The organism is Burkholderia sp. DN3021 (assembly GCF_049805555.1).
GTDB lineage: Bacteria > Pseudomonadota > Gammaproteobacteria > Burkholderiales > Burkholderiaceae > Burkholderia > Burkholderia pyrrocinia_C.
On record NZ_JBNCAB010000003.1, the window covers coordinates 125,542 to 144,838 of the forward strand.

The 19,297-nt window shown below is 67.9% G+C and carries 20 protein-coding genes; 10 read left to right on the plus strand and 10 right to left on the minus strand.

The annotated features are described in order from the left end of the window. Nucleotides 1-58 precede the first annotated feature (58 nt). Together ACPUER_RS02895 and ACPUER_RS02900 are read right to left on the minus strand one after the other, a co-directional pair. Nucleotides 59-607, minus strand: coding sequence for a GNAT family N-acetyltransferase (locus tag ACPUER_RS02895; protein ID WP_034183116.1), 549 nt, complete (start codon nucleotides 605-607; stop codon nucleotides 59-61). A 46-nt stretch (nucleotides 608-653) separates the two neighbouring features. Further along, nucleotides 654-1,274, minus strand: a complete 621-nt coding sequence (locus ACPUER_RS02900; RefSeq protein ID WP_425130309.1) for a helix-turn-helix domain-containing protein — start codon at nucleotides 1,272-1,274, stop codon at nucleotides 654-656. A 150-nt stretch (nucleotides 1,275-1,424) separates the two neighbouring features. Here ACPUER_RS02900 and ACPUER_RS02905 point away from each other — a divergent pair, with 150 nt between their 5' ends. Then, entirely contained in the window at nucleotides 1,425-1,661 is a 237-nt protein-coding gene (locus ACPUER_RS02905; protein WP_034183118.1) for a ParD-like family protein, read from the plus strand. Further along, on the plus strand, nucleotides 1,661-2,467 hold the full coding sequence (gene map / locus ACPUER_RS02910; RefSeq protein WP_310136918.1) for a type I methionyl aminopeptidase: 807 nt from the start codon (nucleotides 1,661-1,663) through the stop codon (nucleotides 2,465-2,467). The genes ACPUER_RS02905 and map overlap by 1 nt, the downstream gene beginning before the upstream one ends. 144 nt (nucleotides 2,468-2,611) lie before the next feature. Here the strand turns inward: map and ACPUER_RS02915 are convergent, their stop codons facing one another. Both ACPUER_RS02915 and ACPUER_RS02920 read right to left on the minus strand, forming a co-directional pair. After that, a complete protein-coding gene (locus ACPUER_RS02915; RefSeq protein ID WP_425130310.1) occupies nucleotides 2,612-3,115 on the minus strand; it encodes a GAF domain-containing protein in 504 nt (167 codons plus the stop codon). A 119-nt stretch (nucleotides 3,116-3,234) separates the two neighbouring features. Then, a complete protein-coding gene (locus ACPUER_RS02920) occupies nucleotides 3,235-4,152 on the minus strand; it encodes a LysR family transcriptional regulator (protein WP_310136914.1) in 918 nt (305 codons plus the stop codon). A 109-nt stretch (nucleotides 4,153-4,261) separates the two neighbouring features. Between ACPUER_RS02920 and ACPUER_RS02925 the strand changes: the two genes are divergently transcribed. Then, a complete protein-coding gene (locus tag ACPUER_RS02925) occupies nucleotides 4,262-5,128 on the plus strand; it encodes a pirin family protein (protein WP_425130311.1) in 867 nt (288 codons plus the stop codon). A gap of 138 nt (nucleotides 5,129-5,266) precedes the next feature. Continuing rightward, nucleotides 5,267-5,758, plus strand: coding sequence for a GNAT family N-acetyltransferase (locus ACPUER_RS02930; RefSeq protein WP_034183122.1), 492 nt, complete (start codon nucleotides 5,267-5,269; stop codon nucleotides 5,756-5,758). Nucleotides 5,759-5,780: 22 nt separating this feature from the next. Here the strand turns inward: ACPUER_RS02930 and ACPUER_RS02935 are convergent, their stop codons facing one another. Genes ACPUER_RS02935 through ACPUER_RS02945 form a run of 3 tightly spaced genes read right to left on the minus strand, consistent with a single transcriptional unit; the run spans nucleotide 5,781 to nucleotide 7,755 of the window. Then, nucleotides 5,781-6,650, minus strand: a complete 870-nt coding sequence (locus ACPUER_RS02935) for a cytochrome c oxidase assembly protein (RefSeq protein WP_111017504.1) — start codon at nucleotides 6,648-6,650, stop codon at nucleotides 5,781-5,783. 10 nt (nucleotides 6,651-6,660) lie between these two features. Next, nucleotides 6,661-7,107 (minus strand): copper chaperone PCu(A)C, encoded by a 447-nt coding sequence (locus ACPUER_RS02940; RefSeq protein WP_425130312.1) that lies wholly within the window; start codon nucleotides 7,105-7,107, stop codon nucleotides 6,661-6,663. 12 nt (nucleotides 7,108-7,119) lie between these two features. Beyond that, the gene (locus ACPUER_RS02945) at nucleotides 7,120-7,755 is read right to left on the minus strand and encodes an SCO family protein (RefSeq protein ID WP_425130313.1); all 636 of its coding nucleotides are present in this window, start codon (nucleotides 7,753-7,755) and stop codon (nucleotides 7,120-7,122) included. Between the two features lie 284 nt (nucleotides 7,756-8,039). Between ACPUER_RS02945 and otsB the strand changes: the two genes are divergently transcribed. After that, nucleotides 8,040-8,792, plus strand: a complete 753-nt coding sequence (gene otsB, locus ACPUER_RS02950; RefSeq protein WP_175962321.1) for a trehalose-phosphatase — start codon at nucleotides 8,040-8,042, stop codon at nucleotides 8,790-8,792. Continuing rightward, a complete protein-coding gene (otsA, locus tag ACPUER_RS02955) occupies nucleotides 8,789-10,168 on the plus strand; it encodes an alpha,alpha-trehalose-phosphate synthase (UDP-forming) (protein ID WP_175962322.1) in 1,380 nt (459 codons plus the stop codon). Before otsB ends, otsA begins: the two co-directional genes overlap by 4 nt. A gap of 124 nt (nucleotides 10,169-10,292) precedes the next feature. On the opposite strand, the gene ACPUER_RS02960 is transcribed toward otsA, so the two are convergent. Continuing rightward, nucleotides 10,293-12,125: an ABC transporter ATP-binding protein gene (locus ACPUER_RS02960; protein ID WP_175962323.1), complete on the minus strand. Its 1,833-nt coding sequence runs from the start codon at nucleotides 12,123-12,125 to the stop codon at nucleotides 10,293-10,295. A gap of 564 nt (nucleotides 12,126-12,689) precedes the next feature. Between ACPUER_RS02960 and ACPUER_RS02965 the strand changes: the two genes are divergently transcribed. The 3 genes from ACPUER_RS02965 (at nucleotide 12,690) to ACPUER_RS02975 (ending at nucleotide 15,305) form a co-directional block, all read left to right on the plus strand. After that, a complete protein-coding gene (locus ACPUER_RS02965) occupies nucleotides 12,690-13,754 on the plus strand; it encodes a glycosyltransferase family 4 protein (protein WP_006476459.1) in 1,065 nt (354 codons plus the stop codon). A gap of 237 nt (nucleotides 13,755-13,991) precedes the next feature. Further along, on the plus strand, nucleotides 13,992-14,801 hold the full coding sequence (locus tag ACPUER_RS02970; protein WP_425130314.1) for a hypothetical protein: 810 nt from the start codon (nucleotides 13,992-13,994) through the stop codon (nucleotides 14,799-14,801). Nucleotides 14,802-14,840: 39 nt separating this feature from the next. Then, entirely contained in the window at nucleotides 14,841-15,305 is a 465-nt protein-coding gene (locus ACPUER_RS02975) for a DUF2214 family protein (RefSeq protein WP_310136907.1), read from the plus strand. Between the two features lie 216 nt (nucleotides 15,306-15,521). Here the strand turns inward: ACPUER_RS02975 and gudD are convergent, their stop codons facing one another. Next, the gene (gene gudD, locus ACPUER_RS02980) at nucleotides 15,522-16,874 is read right to left on the minus strand and encodes a glucarate dehydratase (protein ID WP_425130315.1); all 1,353 of its coding nucleotides are present in this window, start codon (nucleotides 16,872-16,874) and stop codon (nucleotides 15,522-15,524) included. 360 nt (nucleotides 16,875-17,234) lie between these two features. Between gudD and ACPUER_RS02985 the strand changes: the two genes are divergently transcribed. Then, a complete protein-coding gene (locus tag ACPUER_RS02985; protein WP_034183131.1) occupies nucleotides 17,235-17,996 on the plus strand; it encodes a FadR/GntR family transcriptional regulator in 762 nt (253 codons plus the stop codon). A gap of 137 nt (nucleotides 17,997-18,133) precedes the next feature. Here ACPUER_RS02985 and ACPUER_RS02990 read toward each other — a convergent pair whose 3' ends face one another. Further along, the gene (locus ACPUER_RS02990) at nucleotides 18,134-19,282 is read right to left on the minus strand and encodes a branched-chain amino acid ABC transporter substrate-binding protein (RefSeq protein ID WP_175962327.1); all 1,149 of its coding nucleotides are present in this window, start codon (nucleotides 19,280-19,282) and stop codon (nucleotides 18,134-18,136) included. Nucleotides 19,283-19,297 lie beyond the last annotated feature (15 nt).

Genomic DNA, 19,297 nt, shown 5'->3' on the forward strand with positions numbered 1-19,297 from the left:
GCTTCGATAACACAAAAGCCCCGCTTGGCCGTTGCGGATGCAACGGCCAAGCGGGCGATCAGCCATCCACCGGCTGCGCCGGCGTTTCGAGCTTCAACTGATAGAACGCCGCATCGAGCCAGCGGCCGAACTTGAATCCCGCCTCCGTGATCGTGCCCGAGTGCACGAATCCCAGTTTCGTATGCAGTGCGATGCTCCCGGCATTGGTCGCGTCGATACAGCCGACCAGCACGTGCACCTGCGCTTCGCGCGCGCGCCGGACCACTTCGCGCAGCAGCAGTTCGCCGAGCCCGCGGCCGCGCTGGTCGCGGTGCACGTAGACGCTGTGTTCCACCGTGTACTTGTACGCGGGGAACGCGCGGAACGTACCCCAGCTCGCGAAGCCAAGCAGCGTGCCCGATGCGTCCACTGCGCCGACGACCGGAAAACCGCCCGCGCGCTTCGTTGCAAACCACGTGACCATCGCTTCCGGCGGACGCGGCCGGTAGTCGTACAGCGCGGTCGAATTCACGATCGCGTCGTTCAGGATCTCGAGGATGGCCGCTGCGTGCTCGGCCTCGCTGCAATCGATCAGGCGCACGTCGTCGCGCTGTTTCGGGGAATTCATAACGGCTCCGGTTGGTTTTGAACGGGTTGCGCACACGGCGCGCGCATCACGCGCTCAGCGCGCCGGCCGCGGCCGCGTCGCAGATCACGACGACATAGCGCGCGGCATGCGACGACGGATTGCTGAAGATCAGCGGCCGATCGAGCCGCATGGCCAGGCAGTCGCCTTCGTGAAGTTCGTGAAGCTCGCTGCCGAACGTGACGTCGACGCGGCCGCTGATGATCCATATCTGCTGATGCAGCGCGCTTTCGCGTCCGCCGCTGTCGTACGCGACGCGCGCGCCGGGCGGGAAATCGACCTCGACGAGCTGGATCGGCGACGGCCAGCCGGGCGGGGACAGGTTGCGCCGCACATAGCCGGACGCCGGATCGCGCCATTCGGCCTGCTGCGCGCGCCGTGCCAGCGGCCGCGCGGGCGTGTCGTCCCGGTCGCCGCCGAACAGCCCGGCCAGCGACACGCCGAGACCTGCCGCGAGCTTGTCGAGCACGACGGCCGTCGGGCTGGCCGACGCGCGTTCGATGAGCGAGATCATCGAACGGCTGACGCCGGAGCGCGCGGCCAGCGCATCGAGCGTGTAGCCTCGAGCAGTACGCAGGTCGCGCACGCGCCGGGCGATGCGCTCGTTGATGCCGGTATCGTCGGCAGCGGTCGTCGCTGATTCTTGCATGATGGATTTATTCTCCAGCAAACTGGAATTCGGTGTCAACGACGCATTGGCAGCGGCCGACCGATGGCGCGTTGGCCTCCGAACGCCTTGCCCGGCAGTCACGCGCAGCGTAATATACGAATCGACTACGTTTCGTTTAATTGGGGATATATGGGCATCATCAAGATTTCCGAGCACATGCACGAACGGCTGCGCTCGACGAGCACGGCGTTGAGCCGGTCGATCAACGCACAGGCCGAACACTGGCTGCGTGTCGGGATGCTGGCGGAACTCAATCCGGCGCTGTCGTACGGCGACATCTGCCGGATGCTGATCGAGGCCGAAGCGCGGGGCGGCGATGTGGCTCCGGCAGAGCCGGTCGCGCATGGCATCGAGCAGGTGGCGTAATGGCGAAGCGCGAAATCCCGATCCGCGGCACCGCAGAAATCGCCAAGTCGCGCGAGGCCGCGAAGCTCGCGTCGCAAGTGCTGACGATGATCGCCGAGCATGTGAAGCCTGGCGTCTCCACCGATGAACTGGACGCGCGCTGCCGCGAATACATCGTCGACGTGCTCGGCGCGATACCGGCGAACATCGGCTACCACGGCTATCCGAAGACCCTGTGCGCGTCGGTCAACCATGTGGTCTGTCACGGCATTCCATCGTCACGCCCGATGCGTGACGGCGACATCGTGAACCTCGACATCGCGGTGATCAAGGATGGCTGGTACGGCGATACGAGCCGCATGTATTTCGTCGGCGAACCGGGCGAACTCGCGCGGCGTCTCGTCGCGGCAACCTACGAAGCGATGCACGCGGGTATCCGCGCGGTGCGTCCGGGCGCGACGCTGGGCGACGTCGGTTACGCGATCCAGCAGGTCGCGCATCGCGAAGGGTTCAGCGTGGTCCGCGAGTACTGCGGGCACGGCATCGGCGACGTCTATCACGACGAGCCGCAGGTGCTTCACTACGGCCGTCCGGGCACCGGCGTGCCGCTGCGGCCGGGGATGATCTTCACGATCGAGCCGATGCTCAACGCGGGCAAGCGCGACACGCGCGTGCTGCCGGACGGCTGGACGGTCGTCACGAAGGACCATTCGCTGTCCGCGCAATGGGAGCACATGGTCGTGGTGACGGAAACGGGCTTCGAGGTGCTGACCGACGATGCGAAGCCGCTGGCATTTACGGCGCTTTCCGGCACGCACGTGGCCTGACGCGTGCCGTGCGCCGCGTCCGGCGGCGCAGCGGCGCGGCGGCGCAAATGAACGGGCCCCGCAGCAGGGCCTGTTTCGTTCGAGGTCGCGCGGCACGATTCACCCGCGACTGCGGTTGCCTGTTGCGTGACGCGAGACCGCGGCTTAACCGCGCGTTTTCTGCCATGCGTGTTCGACGAACACGCGGCACAGCGCTTCCATCCCTTTGCGGTCTTCATCGTCGAAGCGTGCGGCGACCGGGCTGTCGACGTCCCACACGCCGATCAGCGTGCCGTCGCCGGCCACCAGCGGCACGACGATTTCCGATTCCGATGCCGCATCGCACGCGATATGGCCGGGGAAGTCATGCACGTCGCGCACGACCTGCGTCTCGCGCGTCTGCGCGGCCGTGCCGCACACGCCCTTGCCGAGCGCGATTCGCACGCACGCCGGCTTGCCCTGGAACGGCCCGACCACGAGTTCGGCCCCGTCGAAGAAGTAGAAGCCGGCCCAGTTGAGGCGGTCGAGCGAGTGGTAGACGAGCGCGGAGAAATTCGCCGCGTTCGCGGTCAGGTCGCGTTCGGACTCGACGAGCGCGCGTGCCTGCTCGACGAGCGTCGCATATTGATCGGCCTTGGAGGCGGTGGGGTCGTTGGACAGCGTGAACATGGCGGGAAAGCGATAGGGGTTGTGAACATGCGCGATGCGCAAAATGCGCGATGCGCGTCCCGCAGTCTACGGCACGCGCGTGCGGTCTGCAGCGTGCGGTTGCGTGTGACGCGGCGCGCTCAATCGGGCTCGAGCCCGGCAAACCGCTCCGCCAGAAAATCGAGCAGCGCCCGCACCGCGGGCAGCAGCCCGCGCCGCGACGCGAATACTGCGTGCACGATCTCGCGGCGCGGCGCCCAGTCCGGCAGCACGGTCGCCAGTTCGCCGCGCGCGACCTCGTCGCGCACCATCATCGTCGGCAATTGCACGACACCGACGCCCGCGACCGCCGCCGCGCGCAGCGCGAGCATGCCGCCCGTCACGAAGCGCGGCTGGTGATGGATTTCGGCCTGAGCGCCGTCGGGCCCGCGCAGCCGCCACACGTGCGCGGACTGCGGCACGCCGTGATCGAGGCTCGGCAGACGCGCGAGATCGGCGGGAACGGCCGGCACGCCATGTTCGCGCAGCAGCGCGGGGCTCGCGACGAGGCACTGGCCGCGCTCGGCCAGCACGCGCAGCGCGAGATCGCTGTCCTCGAGCGGCGGCGGGCGCACGCGGATCGCGACGTCGATCCCTTCGCCGACCACGTCGACGCGCCGGTTGGTCGCTTCCAGGTGGATCTCGACGCGCGGGCACTCGGCCATGAACGCGGCGATCATCGTGCCGACCAGGGAATCGAGCAGCACGATCGGGCAGCTGACGCGCACGATGCCGCGCGGCTCCTCGTGCAGCAGCGCGATCGCCTCGTCGGCCGCATCGGCCTCGACGAGCATCGCGCGGCAATGCGCGTAATAGGTCTGGCCGACGTCGGTAACCGTGAAGCGGCGCGTCGAGCGCTGGATCAGCCGCATCCCGAGCCGCGCCTCGAGCAGTGCGACGCGACGGCTCAGCTTCGATTTCGGCATGTCCAGCGCGCGCCCGGCCGGCGCGAAGCCGCCATGCTCGACGACCTGCACGAAGTAGTAGAGATCGTTCAGATCTCGTTCTTTATCGTTCATGAAATGGAACGCTGAGTGCGATTTTGGCAGTCTACCGGATCGATCGTTCCACCTCTATATTCATGCTCAGGATGCGAAACACGTGTTTCGCCGCAATTTGGAGAGGGCAATGAAGAAGATCCAGGGTGTGTACAGTGCACCGCGCGGCCATTGGGTCGGTGACGGTTTCCCGGTGCGTTCGATGTTCAGCTACCAGTCTCACGGCGCGCACCTGAGCCCGTTCCTGCTGCTCGACTACGCGGGCCCCGCGACGTTCGAGCCGACTTCGGCTCCGCGCGGTGTCGGCGAGCATCCGCATCGCGGGTTCGAAACGGTGACGATTGTCTATGACGGCGAAGTCGCGCACCGCGACTCGACCGGCGCGGGCGGCGTGATCGGCCCGGGCGACGTGCAGTGGATGACGGCCGCGAGCGGGATCCTGCACGAGGAATTCCACTCGGAGGCATTCACGAAGCGTGGCGGCCCGCTCGAGATGGTGCAGCTGTGGGTGAACCTGCCCGCCGCGGACAAGATGGGCGCACCCGGCTACCAGACGCTGCTGAACGCGGACATCCCCGTGGTCGAATTGCCGGACGGCGCGGGGCGTGCGCGGATCATCGCGGGCGAGCTCGACGGGCGGCGCGGCCCGGCCCGCACGCACACGCCGATCGACGTGTGGGACGTGCGGCTCGTGGCAGGCGGCCATGCGCGGTTCCCGGTCGCCGACGGGCGCACGCTCGCGGTGGTCGTGCTGAGCGGCACGGTGCAGGTGAACGGCGAGACGGTCGCCCGCGAAGCGCAGTTCGTGCAACTGGGTCGCGACGGCCGCGACGTCGAGATCGAAGCGAACGGCGACGCGAAGCTGCTGATCCTGAGCGGCGAGCCGATCGACGAGCCCGTCGTCGGTTACGGGCCGTTCGTGATGAACTCGCAAGCGGAGATTCGTACCGCGATCGAGGATTTCAACAGCGGCCGCTTCGGCAAGATGCCGGCATGACGGACCGGCCCCGCGCAATGCGGGGCCTTTTTTGCGCGCGGGCGTTACGCGCGGGCGGACGGTCGCGCGTCGCGCGTGCTTCGAGGCATAATCAGCGGTTGCCGCGCGCCGGCCGGCGCGCCCGAATCAGGACCGCACATGAACGCATCCGCACCCGCCGCATCCCCGAGCGCCGCCGATCTCGACTGGCGCTGGAAATCCTTCGACGCGCTGACAGCGCGCGAAATCTATTCGATCCTCGAAGCGCGCAGCGCGGTGTTCGTGGTCGAGCAGAACTGCGTGTATCGCGACATCGACGATGCGGACCAGGCCGCGTGGCACCTGGCCGCATACGATCCGGCCGGCCGCCTGGCTGGCTATCTGCGCGTGCTGCTGCCCGATGCGCAGAACACCGACGTGCGCATCGGCCGCGTGCTGACGACCGCCGCGTTTCGCGGCGCGGGCCTCGGCAACGGGCTGCTGTCGCGCGCGCTCGAGCATATCCGCGCGCAGTGGCCGGATACGCCCGTGAGCCTGCATGCGCAGGCCCACTTGCAGCGCTTTTACGGCGCATTCGGCTTCACGCCGAGTTCGGACGTGCACGACGAGGACGGCATCCCGCACGTGTGGATGAGCAGCACGCGCGCGTGATGCGCGCCGCGCCGCGCGGCAGTCAGTGCGCGGTGCGCGCCACCGATGGCTGGTCCGCGCGCTGCACGGCCCGTTCGCCGATCAGGCGCCCGCGCGCGGACAGCCGCAGCCAGTGCCGCAGCGCGATCAGCGCGCCGATCACGCTCATCATCGAGCCGGGAATCCACAGCAGCAGGCCGCCGATCTGCTGGTCGCGCAGCGGGCTCAGCCACGTGAACGCGCGGCCGCAGATCGAGTAGATCGGATACAGCTCGTGCGGCGTGAAGAAGATCAGCGCGCCGAGCGCGATCTGCGGCGGGATCGCCGCGACGACGATCAGGATCCGGCGGCCGGGCGACAGCCGCGCGGGCGGCGCGGGGCGCGGATCGACGACGAGCCACCAGAACAGCAGCCCGTCGATCACCATGCTCCAGTTCATCACGCGATAGAGGCGCCAGTCGAGCATCGCGATGAAGTGGATCGGCGACAGCAGCCAGAAATAGATCAGCCCGACGAACAGCACGACCGCGACGACGGGATGGAACACCACGTCGAGCGTCGCGCGCACGGGCGCCCACGCGAGCGCGGGGCGCACGAAGCGCTGCCGCCAGCGAAACGGGATGCCCGCGCGAATCGCCGCGCCCGGATAGGACAGCGCGATGAAGAACGGCCCGAGGTGGTGCAGCACGAGGTGCTGCGCGCGGTGCAGGAAGAACTCGTGCTCGAAGAAATAGTCGAGCCGCGTATGCAGCGCGATGTAGAGCGCCGTCAGCCCGAACCAGAACGAGAACTGCCGTAGCGGCGACACCTTCGCCTTCTTCACGCCGCGCGCGAACAGCACGGCGGCCGTCAGCACCGCGATGACGACGGTCGGCGACGGTTCCCACGGATCGAGCCAGTACAGGAGGTTCATCGCGCGCGCATCACTTCGCCTGGGCCGGCGACTTTACGGCGAACGGCGTGTCGACCGTTTCGCCGTCGGAGAATTTCAGGCGCAGGTGCACGGTGTCGCCCGGCTTGATCGCGTGTTTCGGCTCCTCGAGCATGAAGTGATAGCCGCCCGGCGCGATGTCGACCTTGCCGCGCGCGGGGATCGTCAGCTTGTCGACCATTTCCATCTTCTGCGTCGAGCCGTTCGAGACGGTCTGGTGCAGCATCGTCATCCCGTAGTCGGGGCTGTCGACATCGACGAGATCGACCGGCTTGTCGCTCGTATTCACGAGCGTCACGTAGCCGCCGGCCGGCAGCTTGTTCGGCAGCCACCGCACCCACGCGTTCTGCGCGGTGATCGTGCCGGCGGCATAGGCCTGGGCGCTGGCGCACAGCGCGGCGAGGAGAGCGAACGTCTTGAGGGTCGTCTTCGTCTTCATGTCGGAATGCATTCAGGTAGTGGAGGCGGTGTCGATGATCCGGCGCACATCGGCGGCGATGGCGTCGGGCGAGTCGCGGTCGGTCGCGAGCAGGCGCGCGCGGCCGCTCGCGTCGAAGATGTAGACGGCCGAGCTGTGCGTGACTTCGTAGCCGCCGGACGGATCGCGTTTTTCCATCTGGTACGCAACGCGATAGCGCTTTGCGAGCGATTCGATCTGGCGGTCGGTGCCGGTCAGGCCGCGCGCATGCGCGGGGTCGAACGCGGCGACATACGACTGCATCGCCTGCGGCGTGTCGCGCGCGGGATCGACCGAGACGAACAGGATGCGCGCGTCGTTCGCCTGCGGGCCGAGCTTCGCGAGCACTTCCATCAGCCGCGCCATCGTTTCGGGGCAGACATCGGGGCAGTGCGTGTAGCCGAAGTAGACGAGCGCGACGCGGCCGCGGAATGCATCGGCTTCGACGGGATGGCCGTCGCCGCCCGTCAGCGTGAACGACAGGTCGGGCAGGTGGCCGGTGACGTTGGTCAGGTTCCAGCGCGGCTCGTCGTGCGTGCACGCGGCGAGCGCCGCGGCGGCGGCGAGGGCCGCGGCCGTGCGGATGAAACGGGAGAAGCGCCGGCGCGGCGCGGGACGGGCAGACGGCATCCTGGGGCTCGATCGGACGGAATGGTGTGGCCGGCCGGCGCGGCGCCATGCGTCGCGCGGCAGGCGGTTGCGACTGTAGCGCAATTCGCGCGCCTGCGTCCTTTCGAAACCGGTACGGCGCGGGCGAGCGGGGCAATATGTCGCAGTTGACGCGGCTGGCGGCGCGCTGCTTGCGATGCGCCGGTTTCGCCCAACTCGATGCGCAGGCGCGGTAAGATGCGCACAATTCCATTCGCGCAGCGGCAGCCCGGCGTTTGCCGGCCGCCCCTCACATTATCGAATCGATGCAATCCGTTCCGGCTTCCCTGTCCCTGACCGATACCGCGTTCTTCTTCGACTTCGACGGCACGCTCGTCGAACTGGCGCCGACGCCCGACAGCATTCACGTTCCGCCGTCGCTGCTGACGCTGCTCGACGAGCTGCGCCGCCGCTCGCACGGCGCGGTCGCGATCGTGTCCGGGCGCGGCATCGACAACCTCGACACGTTCCTGAAGATGCCCGGCCTGCCGATCGCCGGCCTGCACGGCGCGGAGCGCCGCGATGCGAACGGCGACACGCAGCGCATCGGCTTCAACGACGAACGTCTGCTGCGCATCGAGCGCGAGCTCGCGGCCGTCGTCGACCGTCATTCGGGCATGCTGCTCGAAATCAAGGGCGCGGCCGTCGCGCTGCACTATCGCAACGCGCCCGAGCGCGAGGCGGTTGCGCGCGAAGCGGCCGAGCGCCTCGTCGCCGAATACGCGGATGCGTATGTGCTGCAGCCCGGCAAGATGGTGTTCGAGATCAAGCCGAAGGGTGTCGACAAGGGGCGCGCGCTGGCCGCGTTCCTCGACGAGCCGCCGTTCGCGGGCCGCATGCCGCTGTTCGCGGGCGACGACCTGACCGACGAGAAGGGCTTCGCGGTGGTCAACGCGCGCGGCGGCCTGTCGATCAAGGTCGGCGCGGGCGAGACGTCCGCCCGCATGCGGCTCGACTCGGTCGACGCGCTGCACGAGCAGATCGCGTGCTGGCTTGGCGCGGGGCTGCCGCACGCATGAGCCGGCTCATCATCGTTTCAAACCGCGTCGCCCCGATTTCGGAAGGCGAACCGGCGGCGGGCGGCCTCGCGATCGGCGTCTACGATGCGCTGAAGGAGACGGGCGGCATGTGGTTCGGCTGGAGCGGCGAGGTCGTCGCCTCCGGCGCGCCGCAGATCCGCATCGAGGAGCGCGGGCCCGTGACGTTCGCGACCGTTGGCCTGTCGCGCCGCGATTACGACCAGTATTACCGCGGCTTCTCGAATGCGACGCTGTGGCCCGCGTTCCATTACCGCGCGGACCTGATCCAGTACGACCGCCATGAATTCGACGGCTATCGCCGCGTCAACGTGTGGCTTGCGCAGCAGCTCGTGCCGCTGCTGCAGGACGACGACGTGATCTGGGTGCACGACTATCACCTGATCCCGTTCGCACGCGCGCTGCGCGAGGCCGGCGTGAAGAACCGCATCGGCTTCTTCCTGCACATCCCGTTTCCGGCCGCGCAGGTGCTCGTCAACGTGCCGCCGCACCGCGAGCTCGTCGAGTCGCTGTGCGCGTTCGACCTGCTCGGTTTCCAGACCGAGCCCGATCTGCGCGCGTTCTGCGACTACGTCGAATTCGAGGCGGGCGGCGAGGTCGAACGCGACGGCCGCACGGTGCGCGTGCGCGCGTTCGGCCAGACGCTGCGCGCGGCCGCCTATCCGATCGGCGTATATCCGGACGAGATCGCGACGCTCGCGCAAGCGGGCGAGCACGGCAAGGCCGTACGCACGCTCGCGACGTCGTTGCGCGGGCGGCAACTGATCATGAGCGTCGACCGGCTCGATTATTCGAAGGGGCTCGTCGAGCGGTTCCGCGCGTTCGAGAAACTGCTCGAACACCAGGCGTCGATCCGCAACCGCGTGTCGTTCCTGCAGATCGCACCGTCGACGCGCGCGGACCTGCGCGCATACCAGGACATCCGCCTGCAGCTCGAAGCGGAGTCGGGGCGCATCAACGGACGTTACGCGGAGCTCGACTGGGCGCCGATCCTCTACATTCACCGCCAGTACGACCGCCAGGTGCTGGCCGCGCTGTACCGGCTCGCACGCGTGGGTTTCGTGACGCCGCTGCGCGACGGGATGAACCTCGTCGCGAAGGAGTACGTTTCCGCGCAGAATCCGGACGATCCGGGCGTGCTCGTGCTGTCGCGCTTCGCGGGCGCCGCGCGCGAGCTGACGGGCGCGCTGATCGTCAATCCGATCGATATCGACGGGATGGCCGATGCGCTGTCGCAGGCGCTGACGATGCCGCTCGCCGAGCGGCGCGCGCGTTACGCGGACATGATCGCGCAGCTTCGCGAGAACAACGTGTCGGTGTGGCGCGACAACTTCCTGCGCGATCTGCAGCATGGCTAGCCGGTAGGTCCGACGCATCGCGCGGCGCATTCCGCGTCATGCCGTGCGGTCGTTCCCGATGCAATGAAAAAAGCCGCAGTGCGTGAAGCACTGCGGCTTTTTTTATCGGCTGCGCGCAAACGCGTCAGGCCACGCGTTCGCCGGTCGGCGTGCTGCCGTCGGGTGCCGCGTGATGGCGGCCGTGCTGCTTCGCGAGCAGGTCGCGATACAGGCCGGGGCGATTGCGCAGTACCTCGGGGCTGCCGTCGTCGATCACCTTGCCGTTGCTCATCACGATGATCCGGTCGAAGTTGCGCAGCGTCGACAGGCGGTGGGCGATCGCGATCACCGTGCGTCCGACCATCAGGCGGTCGAGCGCGCTCTGGATCGCTTCCTCGGATGCGCTGTCGAGCGCCGACGTCGCTTCGTCGAGCAGCAGGATCGGCGCATCCTTCAGGATCGCGCGCGCGATCGCGATGCGCTGGCGCTGGCCGCCCGACAGCTTGACGCCGCGGTCGCCGACGATCGTGTCATAGCCTTCCGGCATCGCCTCGATGAACTCCGCGCAGCGCGCGTCACGCGCGGCGGCGAGCACTTCGTCGCGGGTCGCGTCGGGGCGGCCGTACGCGATGTTGTCGTAGATCGTCCGGTGCAGCAGCGAGATGTCCTGCGGCACGAGCGCGATCGCGTGGCGCAGGCTGTCCTGCGTGATCGCCTTCACGTCCTGGCCGTCGACCTTCACGACGCCGTCCTGCGTGTCGTAGAAACGCTGCAGCAGCGCGAGCACGGTCGACTTGCCGGCGCCCGACTTGCCGATCAGGCCGACGCGCTGGCCCGGTTCGATATGGAGATCGAAGTGGTCGAGGATCGCACGGCGGTGCGGATACGCGAACGTCACGCGCTCGAAGGCGACGCGGCCGCCCTTGGCCGACAGCGGCTGCGCATCGGAGCGGTCCTGCATCCCGTGCGGCTCGAGCAGCGTCTTCACGGCTTCGGACAGCCGTGCGACGTGCTGCGTGACGTCGACGAGCGCAACCGCGAGATCGCGCGTGCCGTGCAGGATCGTGAAGCCGAGCGAGCTGACGAGCACGATGTCGCCCGACGTCGCGCGGCCCTGGTCCCACAGCCACAGTGCCCAGCCGAGCAGGCCGGCGGACAGCATCGCGGTGATCACCGCGTGCAGCAGGCGCAGTTTCTCGAGATAGAGCAGGCTCTGCTGGCGCGCGTCCATCTCGGCCTTGACCGTCGCGCCGAAACGTTTCTGCTCGCGCAGCGTCATCCCGAACGCACGCACGAGGCCCATGTTGCCGATCACGTCGACGAGTTCGCCGTCGACCGCCGCGGCCTTTGCCGCGAACGCATGGTGGCGGGCCGAGCCGCGCCCGGCAAGTTTGAACAGGATGACGGACAGCACGGCCGAGCAGCCGAGCAGGCCGGCGGCCATCAGCGGATTGACGACGATGATCATCAGGATCGCGCCCATCACCGCGATGCACGGCGGCAGCACGTTCCACGCCATCGTGTTCTCCGACGTGTAGACCGCGTTCGACGTGGCCGTGATGCGGCTCGCGAGCGTGCCGGGCTGTTTTTCCGAGTAGTAGGTCGGCGAATGGCCGATCAGGTACTGGAACAGGTCGCGCCGCAGGTCGCCGGTGACCGCGACGAACGTGTGCGCGGCGACCCAGCCGCCGACCCGCCACAGCAGGTTGTCGGCCGCGATCAGCCCGACGAGCAGCGCGAACGCGCTCCACAGCGGGCCCGGGTGATGGCGCCCGGTCGCCAGCACGTCGATCAGGTGCTTGATCGCGTATTGCGAGCCGAGCGCGCAGCCGACGGCGGCCAGCACGCTGCAGAGCACGATGAGGTGTGCGACGGGATGCAGGCGGATGTAGCGGAACAGGAACGCGATCGGCCGGTGCGCGTAGCTCGACAGCTTCGCGTTGTGGGCGTTGCGCTGGGCAGGGGTGAGAGATTCCAAAATATGCGTGCGGTGATTCGGTGGTTGAGCGTTGCGGCTGGATCGCATGCCGGCGTTCGCCCGGACTGAATAATCCGGCATTGTAAACAACGCATGCGCTGCGCTGCGCGAATCTTGCCTTGGCCAGGGGCTCGCGATCGATTTTGAGATAAAATCCGGCATCCCGTCCTGCCTCATCTGCCGGAATCACGCTGCCGGCAGTCACGGGTGACCAGGATCGCCAAAAGGGCCTTCCACTCTAGAACGGACACCCAAGTCCGCGGGTTGCAAAGTGTTGCGCCTTTGTAACAAAGTAAAGTGTTTGAAATGTTGTGCGCCGTATCGGGATTAACCCTAGATAATCGGCTCCGGGTTCGATTCCAGGTTTTTTTACGAACCCCTGTCAACGGGTCTTCGTTTCAAACGTTCTATGCCTGTCGCGTCGCCGACGCTCCTTGAGCAGCGCGGGTTCGACGCCCCCGGCAGGCTGATTCGTCCGATTTTTCGGACGAAATGCATCCAGCCCGGACCGCCGGCAGGTTGCCGACCCAACCTGGTTTTTAGCCGATTTTTTAGGAGTTACGCATGCGAATCGCCCAAATCGCTCCGTTGCACGAAGCAGTTCCCCCGAAGCTGTACGGCGGTACCGAGCGAGTGGTGTCCTACCTCACCGAAGCACTTGTCGAGATGGGGCATGACGTCACGCTCTTCGCGAGCGGCGATTCGCAAACCTCCGCGAAGCTCGAAGCGTGCTGGCCGCAGGCGCTGCGCCTCGACCCGACGATCCGCGACGTGATGGCACCGCACATGCTGCTCCTCGAGCAGGTGCGCCGCCGCGCGGAAGAGTTCGATGTCCTGCACTGCCACATCGACTACTACCCGTTCTCGCTGTTCTCGCGCCAGCCGGTTCCGCATCTGACGACGATGCACGGCCGTCTCGACCTGCCGGAACTGCAGCCGATCTTCAACGCATTCAGCGACGTGCCGGTCGTGTCGATCTCCGACAACCAGCGCATCCCGCTGCCGCAGGCGAACTGGCTGTCGACCGTTTATCACGGCCTGCCGGAAAACCTGCTGACGCCGATCCCGAACGTGAAGCCGAGCTATCTCGCGTTCCTCGGCCGCATCTCGCCGGAGAAGCGCGTCGACACGGCGATCCGCATCGCCGAGCAGGCCGGCCTGCCGATCAAGATCGCCGCGAAGCTCGACAAGGCCGACCGCGCGTACTACGAAGAGAAGATCAAGCCGCTGTTCGCGCTGCCGCACGTCGAGTATATCGGCGAAATCAGCGAGTCCGAAAAGACCGAATTCCTCGGCAACGCGCACGCGCTGCTGTTCCCGATCGACTGGCCGGAGCCCTTCGGCCTGGTGATGATCGAGGCGATGGCATGCGGCACGCCGGTGATCGCGTTCAAGCGCGGCTCGGTGCCGGAAGTGATCGACAACGGCGTGTCGGGCTTCGTCGTCGAAGACGAACTGTCGGCCGTCGCGGCGCTCAAGCGCCTCGATACGCTGCCGCGCGAGAAGGTCCGCGCCGCGTTCGAAGCACGTTTCTCGTCGAAGGTGATGGCGCAGAACTACGTGAAGGGCTACGAGGAACTGCTGCGCCAGAAGCGCCGCACCGTGCTCCGCGAAGTCAACGCAAGCTGATTCGCCGGCCGCCGCCGCGCGGCGGCGCGCGGCCGTCATCGACGCCCCGTCCGGGTTCCCGGCGGGGCGTTGTCACATCTGCGGCGCGGATCTGTTGTATTCTCGCCGCGCCCGACGCCGCGAACGGCCCATGAAGCGGCCGGGCACGCCATCCGGCCGTCTGTCCAGACGGTAATGTCCCTATAATGGCCGTGCCGTGAAATCCGGCCCCGCACGATCATCCAGAGGAGAGCAGTCTTGGCGAGAACGAAAACCACGCGCGCAGCGCCGGCTCCCGGCGCCGGTGTGATCTTCGCGTTGCGCGCGATCGGTCTCGTGCTGCTCGCGCGCTGGCTGTTCTCGATGTCCCAGATGGGCTATCGGGCGTCGCTGTCGGCGATGGTGTCGTCGCCGTGGGCGTTCGTCTACCTCGTGCTGATCTTCCTGCTGCTCGCGTTGCCGGGTGCCGTCGCGCGCGCCGAGCGGCCGTTTCATCCGCTGCCGCAATGGCTGCGCCAGGCGCTGCGCGTCTTCGCGCTGATCGGCTTCCTGTTCGCCGTCTGGTCGATCGGCGCGTTCGCATGGGCGGCCGGCTGGCGCCGCGCGTTGCATGCGGTGACGGCGACCAACGGCTGGCTCGTCGCCGCGCCGGCGCTCTATGCGGCGATCGTCTGGATCTGCCGTCCGCGGCCGCTGTGGCGAACCAACGTGGCGGCACGCCGCTTCGCGGTCGGCCGCTACGCGATTTCGCTCGACGTGCTGACGCGTACCGCGATCGTCTGGATGGAAAGTCGCAAGGTCGGCCAGTACGACGCGCGCGAGCTGTCGGTGCGCTGGCCCGGCCGGGCGGCGCCCGTCGCGGGCGATCAGGGCGCGCTGGACGCGCAGCCGGCGGCCGTGCCGCCACGCCGCGGCGGCCTGTTCCGGCGGCCGAAGGTGGAGTTGCTGTGGGATTCGCCGGCAGCCGTCGGCCATAACCGGCAGATCGTGATGCGCGCGCCGCTTGCGACCGAGGGCGACCGCGTCGCGGTGCTCGCGCTCGACGCGGCGCTCAAGCAGATCGTCTGACACGGCTCGCGCACCGGGCGCGGGCGACAAGGAGGTGCAATGATCGTCCGTTGGTTGCTGGCTGCCGTTCACCTGAGCGCGTTCGCCGTCGCGTTTGCCGCGATCGCGGGACGCAACCGCGCATTGCGCCGGCTCATCGCGTCGGCGCAGGCGGCCGACTTGCCCGCCGTATTCAAGGCCGATGCTGCCTGGGGGCTGTCGGCGCTCGTGCTGATCGTGACGGGGCTGATGCGCGCGTTCGGCGGTTTCGAGAAAGGCACCGCGTACTACCTGCACGAACCGCTCTTTCATCTGAAGATGACCGCGCTCGTGCTGATCCTGCTGCTCGAGGTCGTGCCGATGCTCGGGCTGATCCGCTGGCGTGTCGCCGCGCGGCAGCAGCAGATGCCCGATATCGGCCGCGCGCGCACCTATGTGCGGATCGGCCATTGGCAGGCCGTGCTGCTGGTCGTCATCGTGTTCGCCGCATCGGGGATGGCGCGGGGGATTGGGGCGGCCGGCTAGGGATGGCCGGGTAGCGGTAGCTGGATAGGTGCGGCCGGCCAGGTGCGGCCGGCGAGGTCTGGCTCGGCAGGTCCGGCATAGCCGCAAGCAACCGTCCGGATCTCGTTCCACCTGCACCGCCTCTCCAGCCCGACATCAGCCGGGCCGGCCTCGAACTGCACCATTCCTTCGGATTTCGTCCCGGCCGGGCGAGGCCGTCGCCCGGTCCGTCCACGCTCAGCGCACGAGGCAGGGGCGCTTGTTGTTGAACGTCCAGCCCGGAATCAGATACTGCATGGCCGCCGCGTCGTCGCGGGCGCCGAGTCCGTGCTGCTGGTACAGCTCGTGCGCGACCGCGACCGCATCCATGTCGATGTCGATGCCGAGCCCCGGCCGCTTCGGCACGTCCACCAGCCCGTTCTCGATCTTCAGCGGTTCGCGCGTCAGCCGTTCGCCGTCCTGCCAGATCCAGTGCGTGTCGATCGCGGTGACCTGGCCCGGCGCGGCGGCCGCGACATGTGTGAACATCGCGAGCGATACGTCGAAGTGGTTGTTCGAGTGCGAGCCCCACGTGAGACCCCAGTCGCGGCACATCTGCGCGACGCGCACCGAACCCTGCATCGTCCAGAAGTGCGGATCGGCGAGCGGGATGTCGACAGCCTGAAGCTGCACCGCGTGACCCATTTGCCGCCAGTCGGTCGCAATCATGTTGGTCGCCGTCGGCAATCCCGTTGCGCGACGGAATTCGGCCATCACCTCGCGGCCCGAGTAACCGTTCTCCGCACCGCACGGATCTTCCGCATAGGCGAGCACGTGATGCTGGTCGCGGCACAGCCGCACGGCCTCGTCGAGCGACCACGCGCCGTTCGGATCGAGCGTCACGCGCGCGTCGGGGAAGCGTTCGGCGAGCGCCGTCACGGCCTCGATCTCGCTCGCGCCTTCGAACACGCCGCCTTTCAGCTTGAAGTCGTTGAAGCCGTAGCGCGCATGCGCGGCCTCGGCGAGCCGCACGACCGTCTCGGGCGTCAGCGCCGGCTCGTCGCGCACGCGGGTCCAGTCGTCGGTCGCGCCGCTGCCGTCGCGATAGGGCAGCGCGGTCTTCGTGCGGTCGCCGACGTAGAACAGGTAGCCGAGCATTTCGACGCGCTCGCGCTGCTGGCCTTCGCCGAGCAGTGCGGCGACCGGCACGCCGAGATGCTGGCCGAGCAGGTCGAGCAGCGCGGCTTCGAGCGCGGTGACCGCGTGGATCGTCGTGCGCAGGTCGAAGGTCTGCAGCCCGCGGCCGCTCGCGTCGCGGTCGGCGAAGGTGCGCCGCACGTCGTTGAGCACCGCGTGGTAATTGCCGACCGGCTGGCCGACGACGAGCGCGCGCGCATCGTCGAGCGTGCGGCGGATGCTTTCGCCGCCCGGCACCTCGCCGACGCCGGTCCGGCCCGCGCTGTCCTTCAGGATCACGAGGTTGCGGGTGAAGAACGGGCCGTGCGCGCCGCTCAGGTTGAGCAGCATGCTGTCGTGCCCGGCGACCGGAATCGCTTGCAGGTCGACGATGCGCGGCGTGTCGTGGGAAGGCGAGGCTGTGACGGCGTTCATGGGCGGCGATGGCGAAAGGGTGGGCAATGCCGTGCGGCAAAAGCTTTGCCGCGCGCGGCGGGAGGTGCGATCATTCGACAACCGACGTGCGCGGCGCGCAAGGCCCGCATGTCGACAGCAAACCCGGAACGGGGTGGGAGCGACAACCGGACCAGCGAAGCGCAGAACGCGAACGCTGGCTGATCGAACGCATGGGATCGGGCAGGCGCCGGAACGCCGGCTTGAGTCGACAGGAGATCCATGCGCCAATCATCAGTCGTCGGATGACTTGTGACGCAGTATAATGAATCATCGGCTTTCGCTCAAACCCCGCGTAAACCCTCGGCTCACATTACGATCATTCTAAAAGGAACCGGCCTCATGTCCGTGCCTACGTTTCCCGCAGCGCCGCGCCGTCGCGCACGCAGCCTCGCACAAGATGTCGTCGACGCGCTGACCGCGCAGATCGAAAACGGCACGCTGCGTCCCGGCGACAAGCTGCCGACCGAAACCGAAGTCATGGCGGCGCAGGGTGTGAGCCGCACGGTCGTGCGCGAGGCGATCTCCCGGATGCAGGCGAGCGGCCTCGTCGAAACGCGCCACGGCATCGGCAGCTTCGTGCTGGAGCCGTCGCGCCGCCAGGCGCTCGGCATCGATCCCGCGACGATCACGACGCTGCGCGACGTGCTCGCGGTGCTCGAGTTGCGCATCAGCCTCGAGAGCGAGTGCGCGAGCCTCGCCGCGCAGCGCGCGAACGATACCGACCTCGCCGCGTTGCGGCGTGCGCTCGACGCGATCGCGACGGGCGCGGGCGGCGGCCGCGACACGGCGCAGCTCGACTACCAGTTCCACCTGCAGATCGCGCAGTCCACCGGCAACCGCTATTTCGTCGACATCATGACGCAGCTCGGCACGTCGATCATCCCGCGCACGCGCGTGAATTCGGCGCGCTTTGCCGGCGACGACCTCGAGCGCTACGTCGGCCGGCTGAATCACGAGCACGAGGATATCTACGAGGCGATCGCGCGCCACGACCCGGAGGCCGCCCGCGCCGCGATGCGCACGCACCTCACCAACAGCCGCGAGCGGCTGCGCCGCGCGCACGAGGCGGCCGAGGCCGAGCGCGACACACAAGCCAATTGATGCGTCGGGCAGTGCGGCCCGCGTTGCCGCGGGCCCGATTGCATCGTGCCAACATCAGTCGTCATACAAGGTCGGCGTAACTTCGCCGGTCTCCGGGGCCGGACGGCGTTTCCACCGCCGGCCGCCGACACCGCCGATCAGCCTCCCTTCGTCACGATCGTCTTCCACGCGCCGCTCTTCACCTGGTACAGCGTCGACATCCCGCTCTTCAGCGAGCCGTCGTTCGCGAACGAGATGCGGCCGGTGACGCCTTCGAAGTCGACCTTCTTGAGCACCGGGCGATAGACCTTCGGGTCGGTCGAGCCGGCCGCCTGCATCGCCTTGATCGCCGCCCAGGCCGCGTCGTAGCCGAACTGCGCGTACGACAGCACGTCGACGCCGAAGCGCTTCTTGAAGCGCTGTTCGAAATCCTTGCCTTGCGGCAGTTCGTCGAGCGGCCGGCCGTATTCCCACGCCATCGCGCCTTCGGCAGCCGGGCCCGCGATCTTGATGAACTCGTTGTCCTTCACACCGCCGCCGCCGACGAACTGCGCGTTCAGCCCGAGCTGGCGCATCTGCTTGACGAAGTTCGCGGCGAGCGAATCGAGGCCGCCGAAGAAGATCAGGTCGGGGTTCTTGCCCTTCAGGCTCGTGATCTGCGCGCGAAAGTCGACCGCCTGGTTGTTGGTGAACTCGCGGCCGATGATCGTGCCGCCGGCAGCCTTCACGGCCTTCTCGAACTCGTCGGCCTCGCCCTGGCCGAACGCGGTGCGGTCGTCGATGATCGCGATGCGCTTCGCCTTCGTCACGTCGACCGCGTACTTGCCCGCGTTGCCGGCGTTCTGGCCGTCGGTCGCGATCACCATGAACATGTTCGCGAGCCCGCGCGACGTGAGCGTCGGGTTGGTCGCGGCCGGATCGATCACCGGGATGCCGGCCTTGTCGTAGACGACCGACGCCGGAATCGTCGTCCCCGAGTTGAAGTGGCCGACCACGACCGACACGTTCTGGTCGACGAGCGCCTGCGCGGCCTGCACGCCGATGCGCGGGTCGGCCTGGTCGTCCTGCACGACGAGATTGAAGTGCACGGGTTTGCCGGCGATCTGCACCTTCTGCGCGGCGGCGTCGTCGAGCGCGAGCTGCACGCCGTTCTGCAGGTCCTTGCCGTAGCCGGCGTTCACGCCCGTGAGCGGCGCGGCGAAGCCGACCTTCACGTCGGTTGCGTCGGCGGCGCGGGCGGCCTGTTGCGAGAGGAGGGCAAGCGCGGATGCAATCGACACCGACAGCAGGGAATGACGGAATTTCATGTGGTTCCTCTTGTT